The sequence below is a fragment of the Leisingera sp. JC1 genome, from assembly GCF_001679925.1.
Lineage (GTDB): Bacteria > Pseudomonadota > Alphaproteobacteria > Rhodobacterales > Rhodobacteraceae > Leisingera.
Genome location: NZ_LYUZ01000084.1, coordinates 37534 through 56213 on the forward strand (window position 1 = coordinate 37534; position 18680 = coordinate 56213).

The 18680-nt window shown below is 65.2% G+C and carries 13 protein-coding genes; 11 read left to right on the plus strand and 2 right to left on the minus strand.

The window, feature by feature from the left end; all coding sequences use genetic code 11:
- Nucleotides 1-46 precede the first annotated feature (46 nt).
- The 5 genes from A9D60_RS10620 to A9D60_RS10640 are packed head-to-tail and all read left to right on the plus strand — an operon-like array spanning nt 47 to nt 8223.
- Nucleotides 47-1135, plus strand: a complete 1089-nt coding sequence (locus A9D60_RS10620; protein WP_065267560.1) for an ABC transporter permease — start codon at nt 47-49, stop codon at nt 1133-1135.
- Nucleotides 1136-1141: 6 nt separating this feature from the next.
- Nucleotides 1142-2818, plus strand: coding sequence for an ABC transporter ATP-binding protein (locus tag A9D60_RS10625; RefSeq protein ID WP_065267561.1), 1677 nt, complete (start codon nt 1142-1144; stop codon nt 2816-2818).
- A gap of 4 nt (nt 2819-2822) precedes the next feature.
- Entirely contained in the window at nt 2823-5264 is a 2442-nt protein-coding gene (gene nirB / locus A9D60_RS10630; RefSeq protein WP_065267562.1) for a nitrite reductase large subunit NirB, read from the plus strand.
- On the plus strand, nt 5261-5593 hold the full coding sequence (nirD, locus tag A9D60_RS10635) for a nitrite reductase small subunit NirD (RefSeq protein ID WP_065267563.1): 333 nt from the start codon (nt 5261-5263) through the stop codon (nt 5591-5593). The genes nirB and nirD overlap by 4 nt, the downstream gene beginning before the upstream one ends.
- Nucleotides 5593-8223, plus strand: a complete 2631-nt coding sequence (locus A9D60_RS10640; RefSeq protein ID WP_065267564.1) for a nitrate reductase — start codon at nt 5593-5595, stop codon at nt 8221-8223. The genes nirD and A9D60_RS10640 overlap by 1 nt, the downstream gene beginning before the upstream one ends.
- A 145-nt stretch (nt 8224-8368) precedes the next feature.
- Here A9D60_RS10640 and A9D60_RS10645 read toward each other — a convergent pair whose 3' ends face one another.
- Nucleotides 8369-9952, minus strand: a complete 1584-nt coding sequence (locus A9D60_RS10645) for an ABC transporter substrate-binding protein (RefSeq protein ID WP_065267565.1) — start codon at nt 9950-9952, stop codon at nt 8369-8371.
- Between the two features lie 160 nt (nt 9953-10112).
- Between A9D60_RS10645 and pdxR the strand changes: the two genes are divergently transcribed.
- Entirely contained in the window at nt 10113-11594 is a 1482-nt protein-coding gene (gene pdxR / locus A9D60_RS10650; RefSeq protein ID WP_065267566.1) for a MocR-like pyridoxine biosynthesis transcription factor PdxR, read from the plus strand.
- 83 nt (nt 11595-11677) lie between these two features.
- Here the strand turns inward: pdxR and A9D60_RS27225 are convergent, their stop codons facing one another.
- Complete coding sequence (locus A9D60_RS27225) at nt 11678-11803, minus strand: hypothetical protein (protein WP_302621844.1); 126 nt, start codon at nt 11801-11803, stop codon at nt 11678-11680.
- 612 nt (nt 11804-12415) lie between these two features.
- Between A9D60_RS27225 and A9D60_RS26840 the strand changes: the two genes are divergently transcribed.
- The 5 genes from A9D60_RS26840 (at nt 12416) to A9D60_RS10680 (ending at nt 18680) form a co-directional block, all read left to right on the plus strand.
- Entirely contained in the window at nt 12416-14332 is a 1917-nt protein-coding gene (locus A9D60_RS26840; RefSeq protein WP_065267568.1) for a serine/threonine-protein kinase, read from the plus strand.
- A gap of 124 nt (nt 14333-14456) precedes the next feature.
- On the plus strand, nt 14457-15599 hold the full coding sequence (locus tag A9D60_RS10665; RefSeq protein ID WP_175392940.1) for a transporter substrate-binding domain-containing protein: 1143 nt from the start codon (nt 14457-14459) through the stop codon (nt 15597-15599).
- 83 nt (nt 15600-15682) lie between these two features.
- A complete protein-coding gene (locus A9D60_RS10670; protein WP_141117890.1) occupies nt 15683-16780 on the plus strand; it encodes a LysM peptidoglycan-binding domain-containing protein in 1098 nt (365 codons plus the stop codon).
- A 138-nt stretch (nt 16781-16918) separates the two neighbouring features.
- Nucleotides 16919-17746 (plus strand): FHA domain-containing protein, encoded by an 828-nt coding sequence (locus tag A9D60_RS25470; protein WP_083194153.1) that lies wholly within the window; start codon nt 16919-16921, stop codon nt 17744-17746.
- Nucleotides 17730-18680, plus strand: coding sequence for a PP2C family protein-serine/threonine phosphatase (locus A9D60_RS10680; protein ID WP_065267570.1), 951 nt, complete (start codon nt 17730-17732; stop codon nt 18678-18680). The genes A9D60_RS25470 and A9D60_RS10680 overlap by 17 nt, the downstream gene beginning before the upstream one ends.

An 18680-nucleotide genomic window follows, 5' to 3' on the forward strand; every position in this document is an offset into this window, starting at 1 on the left:
AGCGGGCGGCGTTTCCCACCCTCAGTAATTCCCAGAGGACGACACCATGACGATCGCCGACCCCGACACTCTGAGCCCCGCCAGTGAACAGAAGGAGGCCCGCCGCGCCCGGCTGTTCACCCGCATCAGCAAGATGGACGCCTGGTTCCAGGTCTTCGGACTTGCCTGGGTGACCCCGGTGCTGAAAGCCGCAGCCGGGGACAATCCCAGGGCGCAGATGAAGGAAATCTGGCGGCTGCTGGCGGTTCCCGTCATCGCCATTGCCGCCTTCCTGATGCTGTGGGCCGTGCTGGCGCCCAAGGTGCAGACCTCGCTGGGCGCTATCCCCGGCCCGGGGGCGGTGTGGACCGAAGCGGTGAACCTGCATCAGGACGCGCAGGCCAAGGCCGCCAAGGAGCGCGCTCATTACGAGAAGGTGGAGGCCCGCAACCAGCGGTTCATCGACCGCGGCCAGCCGGAGCGGGTCAAGGACATCCCCTTTACCGGTGCGCCGTCTTATTACCAGCAGATCGGGACCTCGATCCTGACTGTCTTTTTCGGGTTCCTGATTGCTGCCGCCGTGGCGATCCCGCTGGGCATCCTGGCCGGGCTTTCACCGGCTGCAAACGCGGCCATCAACCCGCTGGTGCAGATCTTCAAGCCGGTGTCACCGCTGGCCTGGCTGCCGATTGTGACCATGGTGGTTTCGGCGCTTTATGCCACCAATGACGGGCTGTTTTCCAAGTCGTTCCTGGTTTCTGCCATCACTGTCACGCTGTGTTCGCTGTGGCCTGCGCTGATCAATACCGCGCTGGGGGTGGCCTCCATCGACAAGGACTTGGTGAATGTCTCCAAGGTTCTGAAGATGAACACCTGGACCAAGATCACCAAGCTGGTGCTGCCGTCGGCGCTGCCGCTGATCTTCACCGGGCTGCGGCTGTCGCTGGGGGTCGGCTGGATGGTGCTGATCGCGGCAGAGATGCTGGCGCAGAACCCGGGCCTTGGCAAATTCGTCTGGGACGAATTCCAGAACGGCTCCAGCCAGTCGCTGGCCCGGATCATTGTTGCGGTGCTGACCATCGGCGTCATCGGTTTCCTGCTGGACCGGGTGATGTACGCGCTGCAGTCGCTGTTTACCTTCACGAACAACCGGTGAGCCGCCATGAGCATTCTTGAGTTCAAAAATGTCTCCAAGAGCTTTGGCGAGGGCACCCGCCGCACCCAGGTTCTGAACAACATCAGCCTGCAGGTGCAGGAGGGCGAGTTTCTTGTGCTCCTGGGCTTTTCCGGCACCGGCAAGACAACCCTGATCAACCTGATGGCCGGGCTGGAGAGGCCGTCGCAAGGGTCGGTTGCCTACCGGGGCAAAGCCATCACAGGCCCCGGCCCTGAGCGCGGGGTGATCTTCCAAAACTATTCGCTGATGCCGTGGCTGACGGTGAACGGCAATGTTGCGCTGGCGGTGGACACCGTGTTTCCCGGCCTAACCAAAGCAGAGAAACAGGCAAAGGTGGACCATTACGTGAAAATGGTCGGCCTCAGCCATGCTGCGCACCGCCGCCCGGCAGAGCTGTCGGGGGGGATGCGCCAGCGGGTCAACGTGGCGCGGGCGCTGGCGATGGACCCGGAGATGCTGCTGCTGGATGAGCCGCTTTCGGCGCTGGACGCGCTGACACGGGCCAATCTGGCGGATGAAATCGAAGCGATCTGGGAGGCGGACAAGAAGACCTGCGTGCTGATCACCAACGACGTGGACGAGGCCATTCTGCTGGCCGACCGCATCCTCGTGCTGAACCCGGACGGCAGCCTGGGGGAAGAGTTCTCCGTCGTCCTTCCCCGCCCGCGCGACCGTTCCGCGATGAACACGGACGAGAGCTTCAAGCGCCTGCGGGCAGCGGTCACCTCCTGCCTGATGGACGTGGGCATCCAGGCGCGGGCCAAGGGTTCGAAGATCCTTCCGGACGTGACACCGATCCACGGGCTGCCGGCGGCTGTGGCTGAAGCCGCGAAGTCGATGACCGAGGAGCGGTTTCTGGATTTCTCGCAGCTGCACAAGATCTACCCGACGCCCAAGGGGCCGCTGACCGTGGTCGAGGACTTCAACCTCAAGATCAATAAGGGCGAGTTCATCTCGCTGATCGGCCATTCCGGCTGCGGCAAGTCCACGGTGCTGACCATGGCCGCGGGGCTGAACCCGATCTCCAAGGGGGCGATCAAGCTGGACCGCCGCCATGTCGAGGGTGCCGACCCCGAGCGCGCCGTGGTGTTCCAGTCGCCCAACCTGTTTCCCTGGCTGACCGCGCGGGAGAACTGCGCCATCGGGGTCGACAAGGTGTATCCCAAGGCGTCGCAGGCCGAGCGGCAGGACGTGGTCGAATACTACCTGGAGCGCGTCGGGCTGGCGGATGCGATGGACAAGCCCGCAAACGCGATGTCGAACGGCATGCAGCAGCGGGTCGGCATCGCCCGCGCCTTTGCGCTGTCCCCGAAACTCCTGCTGCTGGATGAACCCTTCGGGATGCTCGACAGCCTGACCCGCTGGGAGCTGCAGGAGGTGCTGATGGAGGTCTGGAGCCGCACCAAGGTGACCGCCATCTGCGTCACCCATGATGTTGACGAGGCGATCCTGCTGGCTGACCGGGTGGTGATGATGACCAACGGGCCCCAGGCCACCATCGGCAAGATCACCGAAGTAGACCTGCCGCGCCCGCGCACCCGCAAGGCGCTGCTGGAGCACCCGAATTACTACACCTACCGGCAGGAGGTGCTCGATTTCCTGGAGGAATACGAGCACGGGGCCAAACCCAAGCCAGCCGCAAAACAGATCGCAGCGGAGTGAGACCATGACCCAGAAACTCGTCATCATCGGGGCCGGCATGGCCTCTGGCCGGGTGATCGAGCATCTGCTCGATGCCGATCCCGGCGCCTATGACATCACCCTGTTCAACGCCGAGCCGCGCGGCAATTACAACCGCATCATGCTGAGCCCGGTGCTGTCGGGCGAGAAGACCTATGAAGAGATCGTCACCCACAGTGACGAATGGTACGCGGAGCGCGGCATCACCTGCCGGTTCGGCGAGCATGTGGTGAAGATCGACCGCGAGATGAAAGTGGTCGAGGGCGAGAACGGCCATGTGCCTTATGACAAGCTGATCATCGCCACCGGCTCCGCCCCCTTCATCATCCCGGTGCCGGGGCACGATCTGCCGGGGGTGATTTCCTACCGCGATCTTGATGACACCAACGCGATGATCGACGCTGCCGCCAGCGGGGGCAAGGCGGTGGTGATCGGCGGCGGCCTCCTCGGGCTGGAGGCCGCGGCGGGGCTCAAGGAGCGCGGCATGGATGTGACCGTGCTGCACCTGATGGGCCACCTGATGGAACGCCAGCTGGATGAGGCCGCGGGGTATCTGCTGCGCAAGGACCTGGAAGCGCGCGGCATCACCGTGAAAACCCAGGCCTCCACCAAGGCGGTCCTGGGCGAGGACCGCGCCCAGGCGGTACTCTTGGAAAGCGGCGAGACGCTGGGGGCCGATCTGGTGGTGATGGCAGTGGGCATCCGCCCGGAAACCCGGCTTGCCACGGACGCGCATCTGGATGTGGCCCGCGGCATCGAGGTGAACGCGCAGATGCAGACCTCCGACCCGGATGTCTATGCGGTGGGGGAATGCGTGGAGTTCGGCGGCCATCTGTTCGGCCTGGTGGCACCACTCTACGATCAGGCCAAGGTGCTGGCGGACAGTCTGCTGGGCCAGCCGAATGCTTTTGCCGTCAAGGAACTGGCGACCAAGCTCAAGGTCACTGGCTGCGACCTGTTCAGCGCCGGGGATTTTGCCGAGGGCGAGGGGCGCGAGGACATTGTCTTCCGCGACCCGGCCCGCGGGGTCTACAAACGGCTGGTCATCGAAGACGACCGGCTGGTCGGTGCGGTGATGTATGGCGACACTGCAGACGGCAGCTGGTTCTTCGGGCTGATCAAGGACGGCACCGATATCGAGGAGATGCGCGAGACGCTGATATTCGGCCCGGCCTTCCAGGGGGGCGCCTCCGCGGACCCTCTGTCAGCCGTTGCAGCCTTGCCGCCTGAGGCGGAGATCTGCGGCTGCAACGGCGTCTGCAAGGGACAGATCACCAGCGCCATCGAAGGCGGCGCCACCGACCTTGGCGCGATCCGCGCCACAACCAAGGCCTCGGCCTCCTGCGGCACCTGCACCGGGCTGGTGGAGCAGCTGCTGGCGGTGACGCTGGGCGATGGCTATGCCGCGCCGCAGGCGCAGCCGGTCTGCGGCTGCACCAGCCATACCCACGAGGACGTGCGCCGCCTGATCAAGGCGCAGGAGCTGAAAAGCCAGGCGGCGGTCTGGCAAGAACTGGGCTGGACCACCCCCAACGGCTGCCATGTCTGCCGCCCGGCGGTGAACTACTACCTGCTGGCGGACTGGCCGCTGGAATACCGGGACGACCCGCAAAGCCGCTTCGTCAACGAGCGCAAGCATGCCAACATCCAGAAGGACGGCACCTTTTCCGTGGTGCCGCGGATGTGGGGCGGCATCACCACCCCGGACGAACTGCGTGCGATTGCCGATGCTGCCGACAAATACGCGGTGCCCACGGTCAAGGTGACTGGCGGCCAGCGTATCGACCTTTTGGGCGTCAGGGGCGAGGACCTGCCCGAGATCTGGTCCGATCTGAACCGGGCCGGGCTGGTTTCGGGCCATGCCTATTCCAAGGGGCTGCGCACGGTGAAGACCTGCGTCGGCACCGACCATTGCCGGTTCGGCACCCAAGACTCGACCGGGCTGGGCATCAAGCTGGAGAAACACCTGTGGGGGTCCTGGACGCCGCACAAGCTGAAGCTCGCGGTCTCCGGCTGCCCGCGCAACTGCGCCGAGGCGACCTGCAAGGATATCGGCGTGGTCTGCGTCGACAGCGGCTATGAGATCCACGTCGGCGGCGCCGCGGGGATGGAGATCAAGGGCACCGAGCTGCTGTGCAAGGTAGCGAGTGAGGAAGAGGCGATCGAGGTGATCTCGGCGATGACCCAGATCTACCGCGAGAACGCCCGGTACCTGGACCGGATCTACAAATGGCTGGCCAGGGTCGGGCTCGACTGGGTCAAGGCGCAAATCGTGGATGATGCGGAGAACCGCAGGGCGCTGGCGGAGCGGTTTCAGCTGTCGCAATCGGTCTACCGCAAGGACCCCTGGGCCGAACACGCGCAGGACAGCGCCACAAGGGCGCAATACGTGCCGCTTGCAAATCTCACCCTGGAGGCTGCGGAATGAACTGGATCGACATCGGCCATATCGAAGACATCCCGCTGCATGGCGCGCGGGTTGTGAAAACCCCGGTGGGCTGCGTTGCGCTGTTCCGTACCGGCGCGGCGGAAGTGTTTGCCGCCGACGACCGCTGCCCGCACAAGGGCGGGCCGCTGTCCGAGGGTATCGTGCACGGCCAAAGCGTGACCTGCCCGCTGCACAACTGGGTGTTCGACCTGAACACCGGCGCGGCGCAGGGGGCGGATGAGGGCCGGATCGGCACTTACCCGGTGCGCATCGAAAGCGGGCGCCTGCTGATCGATGGTGATGCCATCGGCAAGCGGAGCGCGGCGTGATGCCGGGGGTCGCCTGCCGGGAGGTCCGCTCTGCCTGCCCCTATTGCGGCACCGGCTGCGGCGTGCTGCTGCGCCCGGATGGCGCGGGCGGGTTGGCGGTGCGCGGCGACCCTGATCACCCGGCCAACCGCGGAAGGCTGTGCTCCAAGGGGCTGGCGCTGGGGGAGACCGTGGGCCTGGAGGGCCGCCTGCTGGCGCCGCAGGTGCAGGGCCGCGAAGGTGATTGGGACAGCGCGCTGGACCTGGTGGCAGCCAAGTTCCGGCAGGCCGTGGACCAGCACGGCCCGGACAGCGTGGGGTTCTACCTGTCGGGGCAGATGCTGACCGAGGACTATTACGTCGCCAACAAGCTGATGAAGGGCTTTCTCGGCTCCGCCAATATCGACACCAACTCGCGCCTGTGCATGGCCTCCACCGTCGCGGGACACAAGCGCGCCTTTGGCACCGACACGGTGCCCGGCACCTATGAGGATCTGGAGGAGGCGGATCTGATCGTGCTGGTGGGCTCCAACCTCGCCTGGTGCCACCCGGTTCTGTACCAGCGCATCCTGGCAGCGCGCGAGGCGCGCGGCACCCGGCTGGTGGTGATCGACCCCCGCCGCACGGCGAGCTGCGATCAGGCGGACATGCACCTGAAGCTGCGCGCAGGCAGCGATGTGGCGCTGTTCAATCGCTTGCTGGCGGCGCTTTATAAGGGCGGCGCCCTGGATGCGGAGTATTTGCGGCATGTGGAGGGGCTGGGCGCGGCGCTGGAAGCCGCCGCTGCAGAGGATGCCTCTGTGACCGGGCTGCCTGACGGAGAAATCAAGGCTTTCTGCGATCTGTGGATGCGCACCGAAAAGGTGGTGACGGTCTTCAGCCAGGGCGTGAACCAGTCCACTTCCGGTGCGGACAAGGTGAATGCCATCCTCAACTGCCATCTGGCCACGGGGCGCATCGGCAAGCCCGGCTGCGGGCCGTTCTCAGTAACCGGCCAGCCCAATGCCATGGGCGGGCGCGAGGTTGGCGGGCTGGCCAATATGCTGGCCTGCCACATGGATCTGGAAAACAGCAGCCACCGCGATGCGGTGCAGGCGTTCTGGGACGCGCCCGCGATGCCGGAGCGGGCGGGCCTGAAGGCGGTGGACCTGTTCCGCGCCGCGGGTGACGGGCGGCTCAAGGCGCTGTGGATCATCCACACCAACCCCGCCGCCACCATGCCGGAGGCCGATGCCGTTGCCGCCGCGATCAAGGCCTGCGATTTCACCGTGGTCAGCGACATCACCGCCGCAACCGACACCGCCCGTCTGGCGGATGTGCTGCTGCCCGCCGCCGCCTGGGCGGAAAAGGATGGCACCGTCACCAATTCGGACCGCACCATCAGCCGTCAGCGCGCTGTCCTGCCGCCGCCGGGCGAGGCCCGCCCGGACTGGGACATTCTGGCAGACGCAGGCCGGCGCATGGGCTGGGGCAAAGCCTTTGACTATCAGACCCCGGCGCAGATCTTCCGCGAGCATGCGGCCTTGTCCGGGCTGGCCGGCGGCTTCGGGCTGGACTTCGATATCTCCGGCCTCAGCACCCTGTCCGATGCAGGATATGACGGGCTGGCCCCAGTGCGCTGGCCGGTCAGCCTCGACAGGCAGGGCGGGCGGTTCTTCGCGGACGGGCGGTTCTTTCACCCGGATGGCAAGGCCCGCATGCTGCCGGTCCGCTGGCGCCCCCCGGCTGCTGCGCAGGACCGCCGCTACCCGTTCCGCCTGAACACCGGCCGCATCCGCGACCAGTGGCACACGATGACCCGCACCGGCAAAGCATCGCGCCTGTCGGGCCACCTGGCGGAACCCTTTGCCGACATCCACCCGGAGGACGCCCGGCGGCTGGGGGTGCAGCCCGCGGACCTGCTGCGCCTCAACAGCCCGTACGGGCAGGCCATCCTGCGGGCGCGGATCACTGCGGACGTGCAGCCCGGCGACCTGTTTGTGCCGATCCACTGGACCGGCGAAACCGCCCCTGCGGCGCGTATAGATACTCTCGTCGCTGCTGCCGTTGATCCGGTTTCGGGCCAGCCCGAAAGCAAGGCTGCCGTTGTTGCCGCGGAACGCTGGCAGCCCGCCTGGTACGGTTTTGCGGTATCTTCGCGGCCGATGAGCCCCCAGTCGGAGTACTGGGCCGTGTCACGGACCGGTGCCGGGTACCGGGCGGAACTGGCCGGGCTGACCCCGCTGGCGGACCTGGAGGCGGTTGCGCGGGATCTGTTCGCGCTGCCGGAAGCAGACGTGCAGGTGATGACGGACCGCCGCAAGGGTATTGCCCGGCTTGCCCTGTACCAGGAGGGCAAGGTCATGGCCGCCCTGTTCACGGCGCCGGAGCCGGTGGCAGTCCGCCGGGATTACCTGGCGGGGCTGCCGGGCAGCTTCGCGCCGGACGTCCTGACCGGCTTTGCCGCAGCGGGCCGGCCCGACCCCGGCCCGGTGGTCTGCGCCTGTTTCAGCGTCGGAGCCAATACGATTGTGCACGCCATCCAAACCGGCGGGCTGATGAGCGTTGAGGAGGTCGGCGCGGCCTTGCAGGCGGGCACAAACTGCGGCTCCTGCCGCCCCGATATTGCGGGCCTGCTAGCACGGCACACGTTCCCGCAGGCGGCGGAATAGGGCGGGTTCAGATGCGTTTTCCCCTGCATCCCATTCGGTGACGGGGATCTGTGTCTGGCGCTGGCAGGTCAGTGATTTTGACCGCAGCGTTCCAAAAAACGGCGGGCAGCCCAAGGGCGCCCGCCGCAGTCTTCGGGAAATCAGCTCACAGCAGCCAGGTTTTCACCAGCGCGCCGTCATACATCATGCCGCCGCCCGGATCGTTCTCCCAGCCGCCGATCTGCTCGCTGACCCCGTCGATGAAGTCGTTGAACATCGGGATGATGGCGCCGCCCTCGTCGCGCACCATAAGGCCCATTTCGTGGTAGAGCGCGGTGCGCTTGGCGGTGTCGAGCTCTCCCTTGGCCTGCAGCAGAAGCGCGTCGAAATCCTCCCTCTTGAACCGGGTGTCGTTCCAGTCGGCATCGGATTTGTAGGCGGTGGAGAACATCTGGTCCTGCACCGGGCGACCGCCCCAGTAGGAGGCGCAGAAGGGGTCCTTGTTCCAGACCTCGGACCAGTAGCCGTCGCTGGGCACGCGCTCGATCTGCAGCGGGATGCCTGCCTTGGCCGCGCTTTGCTGGAACAGTGCCGCGGCATCCACCGCGCCGGGAAAGGCGTTGTCTGACACTTTCAGGACAACCGGGCCGTCATGGCCGGACTTCTGGTAATAGTGGCGGGCCTGATCCGGGTCATAGCTGCGCTGCTCGATGTCGCCGGAGAACAGCGGGTAGGCGGCGTTGATCGGCATGTCGTTGCCCACGCTGCCATAGCCGCGCAGCACCTTGTCGACCATCTCCTGCCGGTCCACCGCCAGTTTCAGCGCCATCCGCAGGTCGTTGGAGGCAAAAGGCGCAGTGTCGCAATGCATGAGGAAGCAGTAATGGCCGCGGCCCGAAATGCTCTCGATCCGCAGGCCGGGTGCGCGGCCCAGAAGGTTGGCGATCTTGGGCGATACCCGGTTGATGAAATGCACCTGGCCGCTTTGCAGCGCGGCGGTGCGGGCGGTGTCGTCGTTCAGCACCAGGATCTCGATCTCCTCCGCGTGGCCGCGGTCCGTATCCCAGTAGTTCGCGAATTTCTTGAAGGCGTGGCGGGCGCCGGGCTCGTTGACCTCAACCGTGTAGGGGCCTGTACCGATGCCGGCAGCGGGTGCGTCCATGCCGCCCTCCGGCTGCACCACCAGGTGATAATCCGCCATCAGATAGGGCAGGTCGGCGTTCGGCGTTTCCAGGGTGACGCTGAAGTAACCGCCGTCCGCCTTCATCGACTCGATGCCGCGCATAATGCCCAGGGCGCCGGACTGGCTGTCCTCGTTGGAGTGGCGCTGCATGGTTTTCAGCACGTCTTCCGGTTTCAGCGTCTTGCCGTTGTGGAACTCCACCCCTCGGCGGATCTTGAAGGTCCAGGTCTTGGCGTCGGCGCTGGCCTCGACCGTTTCCGCCAGGCGCGGCACGATTTCGCCCTGCGGGCTGACTTCGACCAGCAGATCGCCATAGGCGGTCAGCACATTGTTGGCGACCGAACTGGCTGCCAGCGCCGGGTCCAGGCTGTCGGTGCTGGCGCCGCCCTGCAGGCCGGACCGGATCAGCCCGCCCTTTTTCGGGCCTTCGGCCCGAGCGGCAGAGGCCAGCAGGCTGTTGGCGCTGGCGGCGGCAACCCCCAGCGCGCCAAGGCGGCCGATGAATTCGCGGCGGGTCATGAAGCCTTTGACCGCCCGTTCCACGTAGTGGCTGATGATGTCGGACATGTTGTTTCCCTGCTGGCTGCACCACACCCCGGACAGGGCAATACAGCCTGTTGCTGTTCAAACGCCCCGTCTGGGGCAGGCCAGGATGTGGTGGCAGAAAATGGTTTTGCCCGCTACGTCCATTTTGGTTAAATGATGCAAACCATTTTGGAGGCCGCCGGTGCCGGAGCAGACCAAGCATTTTGCCCCGCTGCCGTTTTTGCAGCTGGACCGCGCATCGGCCACGCCGCTTTATCTGCAACTGGTCCAGCAGCTGCGCCGGATGATCCGGGACGGCGGCATCAAACCCGGACAGAAACTGCCGTCGACCCGCTGGCTGAAAGAGCATCACGGAATTGCCCGCAGCACCCTGGTCGCCGCTTTCGAGCAGCTGGCCAGCGAAGGCTACCTGCAAAGCCGCACCGGGTCCGGCACTTTTGTGAACCCGGAGTTTCCCGGCCTGCATCCCGGCACCGGCATTGCCGTGGAAGCGCCGCAACCGCCGCGGCTGTCACTGCGCGGCAGGGCGGCTGCGGAGGGGCTGGATCCTACCTATTTCGATCCGGTCCGGGTGCGCCCGTTCCTCGCTAATATTCCAGCCATCGACCTGTTTCCGCACAAGGTCTGGGGCCGCATCGAAAACCGCATCCGCAACCAGCTGGACAGCAGCATGATGGCCTATGGCCAGCCCGGCGGCTATGGGCCGCTGCGCGAGGCAATCTGCGACCATGTGCTGAACCGGCGCGGCCTGAAATGCAGCCCTGGCCAGGTGATCGTCACCAATGGATCGCAGCAGTCCTTGAACCTGATTGCCGCGCTGCTGCTCGACCCCGGCGGCAAGGTGCTGATGGAGGATCCCTCCAGCCCGGTGGTGCGGCTGAGCTTTCAGGCCCAGGGCGGAACCGTGGTGCCGGTCCGGGTAACGGAAACCGGCGCCGCAGTTCCGCAGGACGGCCCGCAGACCGGCGGCGCGCGGCTGGCCTATCTGACCCCCTCCTGCCAGTATCCGCTGGGTGCGGTGATGCCGATTGCGCAGCGGCTGGAGTGGATGGACTGGGCCCGCCGCAAGGATGCCTGGCTGATCGAGGACGATCTGGACAATGAGTTTATGTTCGGCGGACGGCCCGATCCGGCGATCTATTGCGACGACCGTCAGGGGCGCACGATTTATGTTTCCAGCTTCAACAACGCACTGTTCCCGTCGCTGCGGCTGGGGTTCATCATTGCGCCCCCGGCGCTGGCCCGGCCGCTGATGGCGCTGAGCGCGATCACCGACCGCGGTCCCAATACCTGGCTGCAGGCAGTGCTGGCGGAGTTCATCAGCCAGGGCCACCTGAGCACCCACATGCGCCGTATGCACAGCGCCTATGTGCGCCGCCGCAGGGCGATGATCAGCAGCTTTGACCGTATTGCCAGCCCGCATGTGTCGCTGCGCCAGAACACCAGCGGCCTGCGGGTGATTGCCGATCTGCCGCCGGGCACCCGCGACCTGGATGTGCTGAGCAAGCTGGATTCGCGCGGGCTGTCTGCCTACGCGCTGTCTTATTACTGTATGCACCGGCGGGACTTGAACGGGCTGCTGCTGGGGTTCGGCTGCACCCATGAAGACCGCATTCCTGCTGCCGTCGAAGAGCTTTGCGCCTGCCTGTCCGCTCTGGCATAGGCGCTGCCGCCACCGTTCCTCCAGACTCTTGACCCATGCCTGCCGCAGATCAGAGGTTGTTTGCTGTTGCGCCCTGGGCAAATTCACCGCTGCGGCCTTTCGCCCGCTTTCCTGAGAGCCAAACCGACGAGCCGGAAGAATTGCTGGCGGAGCTCGCCGCAATCCGGCTTGCCGCGCACGATGAGATCCTGGCTGGCTTTGATACTCAAGGCTTGCCGCGCACGGGAGTGTGCTCCGCGTGCAGCCAACAGGCGCGTAAGGGAGTTTATGTTATTTTTTCAGCCGGCACCTGTCTGTGCTGTCTCATCTGCCGGCGTCCAGCAGCACGGGGGTTTGGCGGCAGCTGCGGCCAGCACCGGTCTGCGGAAGATGCAGGGCTGATCCGGAAACAGTCAAAAGCCAGCTGAGCGGCCCGCCTGCCTGCTGCATATTGTTGCGATTGCGTTAACCAATCTGCGGCTTTTTACTTCGCCCGCAGGCCGATTCCGGGGGCAACACAGCCCGATTCCGGCCGGAAAATGCATCTGTCCAGGCGTACTGCCGTCAAATGGCGGTTTAAGCCCACTGTTCAGCCAATCCGCGGCCCGGCGGCCGATAGCCTGCATAAGCTATTGAGAAAAAGTGCGAAAATCCTGCGGTCTCTGCGGATACCATGTTTCCCGGCCCGGTTGAAAAGCCCGGAAAATCCCGCTTCGCCAATATTCCCTCTTTGCGCCTTATTGTTGCCGGTTTCTCAACAGATCAGCTTAACAAAGAATTAACGCAAGAAGCGGGCAGCAGCAGACGCAGCGGCCGGACAACATTGAGACGGGAGCAACAAAATGGCACTCAATTCGCTTGTTGAGACTTCAGTTGACGCGGATCAACAGGACGATCTGCAGCCGGGCACGACTCTGCTCCATGGCCAGTACACCATCACACGCTTTCTGAACAACGGCGGCTTTGGCATCACCTATCTTGCCAAGGACAGCCTCGACCGGACGGTGGTGATCAAGGAATGCTTTGCGGATGCCTTCTGCCGCCGCACCAACGCGCTGGTCAGCGCCCGGTCGCGGGCGCATCAGAGCGAGCTGAAGTCGATCATCCGCCACTTCATCCGCGAAGCCCAGAGCCTGTCCAAGCTGAAGCACCCCAACATCGTCGGCGTGCATCAGGTGTTCGAGGACAACGACACCGCCTATATGGCAATCGATTATGTCGACGGCCGCGACCTGCAGGACATCCTGGATGATCAGAAAACCGTTCTGGCCCCGGAGCAGATCACCGGCATGACCCGCAAGCTGCTGGACGCCATCGGGTATGTGCATGACGCCAACCTGCTGCACCGCGACATTTCCCCCGACAACATCCTGCTGACCGCAGACGGCGAGCCGGTGCTGATTGATTTCGGCGCCGCCCGCGAAGACACCAGCGAGGACGGCCGCAAGCATTCCGCGCTGCGGGTGGTCAAGGACGGCTACTCGCCGCAGGAATTCTACATTGCCGGCAGCGAACAGGGCCCCTGGAGCGATCTCTATGCGCTGGCAGCCTCCCTCTATCATGTGATCCGGGGCGAGGCGCCGGTGAACGGCCAGGCCCGCCTGGTCGCCATCGCCGAACAGCGCCCCGACCCCTATGAGCCCCTGGCCGGTGCTGTGGACGGCTACCCCGAAGGCTTCCTGGAGGCCATCGACAAGGCGATGAACACCAAGCCCTCCATGCGCCTGCAATCGGCTGAGGAGTGGCTGGCGATGCTGGACGGCAAGAAACCTGCGGCTGCTGCACCGCAGCCGGCCAACAGCACCGCGGCACCTGCTCATGAGGAAAAGAAGCGCAGCCGCCTGCCGGCCGTGTCCGCTCTGGCGGTTCTGGCCGGTCTGGGCGCCGCTGGCTACATCTACTATAGCAACACCCAGACGGATGCAGCGGCGGAGCAGCCGGCAGCGGCGATTGAAACCGCGGCAGTTGCGGAACCGGCGCCTGTTGCGGCCGATCCGGCCCCGGCGGCCGCTGACCCGGCCCCTGCTGCGGACACGGAAGCTGCCAGTCTCACAGCCGCGGCAGACAGCGCTGGCGTTGCAGAACCAGAAGCTGCAGCAATCGCCGAACCTGCACCGCAAGCGGCAGAGCCGGTCCCGGCAGCCCCCGCGCCCTTTGCAGGCCATGAGGTCAGCTATGCGCTGTGGGATGTTTCGATCCCCTTCGAGTACGAAGAACGGACCGTCCGCAAGGCGCAGGTGGTGTCCATCACCGGAACCGGGGAAAACACCGACCTCAGCAAGACCGGCAGCTGGATTGCACCGGGCGTGGAAATCCTGACCGTCAACAACCAGCCGCTGACGGCAGACTCGCCGTTTGCGTCGCAGCTGCTGACCGCGATGCAGATCGACCCGGACGGCTACACCCGCGCCTCCATCCGCTACAAGGGTGCCGAAAGCAAGCGGTTCGAAATGGGGCTGCTGGCGGTTCCGGTGGTGCGCCGGACCGGTCTGAACAGCGGCCTGCAGTTCGAAGCCCGGATGCAGGATGGCGCCTGGGTCACTTCCGTCAGCCAGCAGGCTGCCCAGGGATCCGCGGATCTGCAGCCCGGCGACGTGCTGCTGCGTGAAACCGCAACCGGCATCACTCTGACCGAAGCGGAGTCGCTGGCTGAGATCATGCAGGCGCTGCAGGACAAGGGCGCAGCCACCGCAACCTTCGACATTCTGCGCGACGGGGCTGCGGCCTCAGCCAGCCTGGAACTGGCGGGAAACAGCTAACCCCCGCCAGCCTTTCACCCAACCACAAGCATCAGGCGGTCAGCCCCACCGGCGGCCGTTCCCGGGAGAGCTTTGCCTCTCTGACCCACGAAGGACAGATTTAATGCGCAATACTGCTAAATTTATGGGTGCATCCCTGATCGCCATCGCGGCTGCCGGTCAGTCTGCTCAGGCCCAGGAAGCCTGCCAGGTGTACGAGGTCCAGTCCGGCGACAACCTGCGGGAAATCACCGAGAAGGCTTATGGCCACTCCAAATTCCGGGTGATCTACAACGCCAACCGCGCTGTCATCGGCCGCAACCCGAACATCATTGAAATCGGCATGCAGCTGGTCCTGCCCTGCGCCGACGGCAGCCTGCCGGCCGCGGCGTCCGCAGCTCAGGAAGCTGAAGCCCCGGCGGCGGAAATTCAGGAGGCATCCGCCGCGGAAACCGCTGCCGCAGAAGTGCTTGCAACCGAGACCGTTGCAGAAGAAACCGCGCCGGCAGAGACCCCGGCTGCGCCTGCAACCCCGGAACCGATGGTTCTGATCACCGGCAATGATTTCCCGCCCTTCACCGGCGAGGACCTGCCCGGCCGCGGTATGTTCACCCAGCTGATCGAAACCGCCGCCCTGCGCGCCGCGCCGGAGACCGAGATCTCGGTGACCTTTGTCAACGATTGGGAATCGCATCTGGAAACCCTGCTGCCTGCCATGGCGTTCGAAGGCTCCTTCCCCTGGTTGAAACCCAACTGCGGCGACTACGGCCTGCTGTCCGCCGGCGACAAGTTCCGCTGCGACAACTACCGGTTCTCCGATCCCTTCTATGAAGTTGTCGACGGCTTTTTTGCGGCCACCGGCAGCCCCTACGCCGCCGCCTTTGATTACGGCGAGCTGATGGGCACCCGGATCTGCCGCCCTGAAGGCTATTCCATGGCCCATCTGGATACCGCGGGCCTCACCGCGGAAACCGTGAAATTCTACCGCCCGGTCCAGATCGCGGAGTGCTTCACCGCTCTGGCCGCCGGCGCTGTCGATGTGGTTGCCCTGGATACCCTGGTTGCCAGCGACACGCTCGCCACCATGGGCCTGGCCGGCCAGATCAAGGAAAACCCGAACCTAGGCGAGGTGAAATCCCTGCACGCCATCGTTCACAAGGATCACCCCCGGGCCCAGGAGACCCTGGATCTGCTCAACAGCGGACTGAAGGAAATGTCCGTCTCCGGCGAATGGTACGCCATCGTCTCCAAGGCCCTGCAACGCGAAATCAGAACCCTCACCAACTGACCTACCCCCCAACAGAAACCTTGACCCACTGCCTGCAGCCCCCTGCGCAACGGCGGTGCCCCATTGAAAAGGAACTAACTCTCATGTCGATGATCAAATCCCTGGTTCAATACAGCGCAACCACCGTTTCCGCCGCCCTGTTCATCTCCACTTCGGCAGCCGCGCAGGAGGCCTGTGCCCCCTACACCGTGCAGGATGGCGACAGCCTCGGCTCCATCGCCCAGGCCGCTTACGGCTCGTTTGACTATCAGATGATCTTCAACGCCAACCGCAACGCGATTGCCAACCCCAACAGCCTGGAGGCCGGCACCGTTCTGCAGATCCCCTGTGAGGACGGCCGCCTGACCGCCGACAGCGATGTCACCGAGATCATCGCGCAGGAAGAGGAAAAGCAGGCCAAGCGGGCCAAGTCCAGCATCTACGAGCCGCCGATCAAGATGGTGTCCGGCAACGGCTGGGAACCCTTCACCGGCGAAAGCCTCAAGGGCGGCGGCATGCTGGTGCGCCTGGCCACCACCGCGCTGAACCGCGGCGGCAACGACCGTGAATACAACCTCAGCTTCGTGGACGACTGGAAAGCCCATTTCGACACCCTGCTGCCGCTTGGCGCCTTCGACGTGTCGATCGCCTGGTACAAGCCGGCAGATTGCTCCAACCTCGAAAACACCGACGCCGACACCAAGTACCGCTGCACCCAGCTGAACTTCTCGCTGCCGATCTATGAATCGGTGTCCGCCCACTGGACCATGGCCGACAACCCCTATGCCAACATCAAGGATTATGCGGATTACGCCGGCGCCAAGATCTGCCGCCCCGAAGGCTGGTCCCTGGCCGAGCTGTCCGGCGAAGGCCTGGTGGAGCCGGTGATCTCCCTGGTGCATCCGACCTCTGCGGTTGACTGCATCCGCAAGCTGGTGAGCGGCGAGGCCGACATGGCGCTGCTGGACCTCGAAGCCGGTGATGCCGCGGTCCGCGAAGTGGCGGAAGCCGAAGGCAAGGTGCAGCTGAACTCCAACCTGTCGCAGCTGCAGGCGATCCACTTCGTGACGCATAAGACCAACCCGCGCGGCCGTGTCTACCTGACCCTGCTCAACAAGGGCCTGAACGAGATGCGCGAAAGCGGCGAATGGTACGCGATCATCGCCGACAGCCTGGCCGAGTTCAACAAGATCGGCAGCTGATCCGGGCAACGGCCATGCCCCCGGTTCGGGGGCATGGCAGGCCGCAGGGGCCGCGAACGGGCGGCTCTCCGCACAAAGGGAAAACCGGGCGCCTGCCGTGACTGCACGGACGCCTGTAAAACAAAAAAGGCAGACGACATGGGATTTTTCGGAAAACTTATCGGACGGCAGGACCCGCTTTCTGAACCCGCCCCGATGGAGAGGCTGCAGGTCGCGGACGAAACGATGCAGCAGGAAGTGCTGAAGGCGGTTGCCCAGCACACCCGCTCCGTGGAACTGGATCTGGACCCGCAGGCGGACCAGGCTGCAGACAGCCAGACGGAAACCGCCGCCATGCCCGCCGCGGATCCGGCAGCCGGCATCTGGGACCTGGACCCGGCCGCCGCCGCCCCGGCTGCCCCGCCCGCAGGCGCTGCTGCGCAGATGCCCCAGCCCGGCGGCGAGCTGCCGGATCTGACCGCGCATGTCAGCGCCGCCCCGGCCCGCAAGCGCCGCGCCAAGACCCGCCTGCTGGGCTTTGACACCTCCGACGGCGACGTCGTCAATCTGTTCGACAGCTCTGGCGCCGCCACCCCGGCCCGCGACACCAAGTTCCCGGTGGGTTGGATCGTGGTCGCTGACGGACCGGGCTATGGCGAGAGCTTCACGCTCAAGGCCGGCATGTCGGCCATCGGCCGCGGCGAGGATCAGGCGGTTGCGCTCGACTTCGGCGACACCGCGATCTCCCGCAGCAACCATGCCGCCATCGTCTTTGATCCCGAAAGCTCGCAATTCTATCTGGGTCACGGCGGCAAGAGCAACATCGTGCGCCTGAACGGCCAGCCGGTGATCAGCAACGAGGTGCTGAAAAGCGGCGACCTGATCCGCCTGGGCGAGACCACCCTGCGCTTCATGGCGCTGTGCGGAAAAGACTTCAACTGGACCAGCGCCGGCGGGCAGGAGGCGGAACATGTGGAAATCGCCTGAACCGCGCTTTGACGTTGCCGCCGCGATCTGCCAGGGCGCGCGCGACTACCAGGAAGACGCCATCATCACCGACTTCCCGGCCGGCACCGACATCGGCATGGCCATCCTGGCGGACGGCATGGGCGGCCACGCCGCCGGCGATGTCGCCTCCAAAATGGTGGTGACCGAGGCCTTCAGCAAGCTGAAGTTCGAAAGCGTCAACTTCGCCGAGTACGAGAAGCAGATCCCCTATCACCTGACCCACGCTGCGGCTGAGGCCAACACCTGTGTGCAGGAGTATGTCCAGGACAACCCCAGCGTCCGCGGCATGGGCGCGACCCTGGTGTCGGTAGTGATGATCGAGGACCGCCTGTACTGGCTGTCGATCGGCGACTCGCCGCTCTATCTGATGCGCGGCGGCAAGCTGCAGCAGCTGAATGAGGACCATTCGATGGCGCCGCAGATCGACATGATGGTCAAGGCGGGCCTGCTGGACGCCGAAGCCGGCCGCGACCATCCCGACCGCAACTGCCTGACCTCGGTGATCCTTGGCGACCGGGTGACGCGCACCGACTGCCCCAAGACCCCCTTCCGGCTGGAAGTCGGCGACCTGGTGGTTGTTTCCAGCGACGGGCTGCAGTTCCTGGAGGACGCGCGGATCGAGAAGATCCTGCACAAGTACCGCCGCCGCAAGAGCGCGGAAATCGTCGAACGGCTGCTGGCGGCGCTGGATGATCTGGCGGACCCGGATCAGGACAACATTTCCTTTGCGGTGATCAAGCTCAACCATAACAAGCCGGTGACCCGCAAGATGCGCCGCAAGCCGATCGACCTGGTGGGCGACCAATCGGCCAGCGCAACCCGCGTGGTGGCCATGAACAGTAACTCCTATGACGGGCCGTCCCTGCCGGAGCAGGATGCCAAGGTCGTCCGGCTGGCCGGGAAAGGGCGCTAG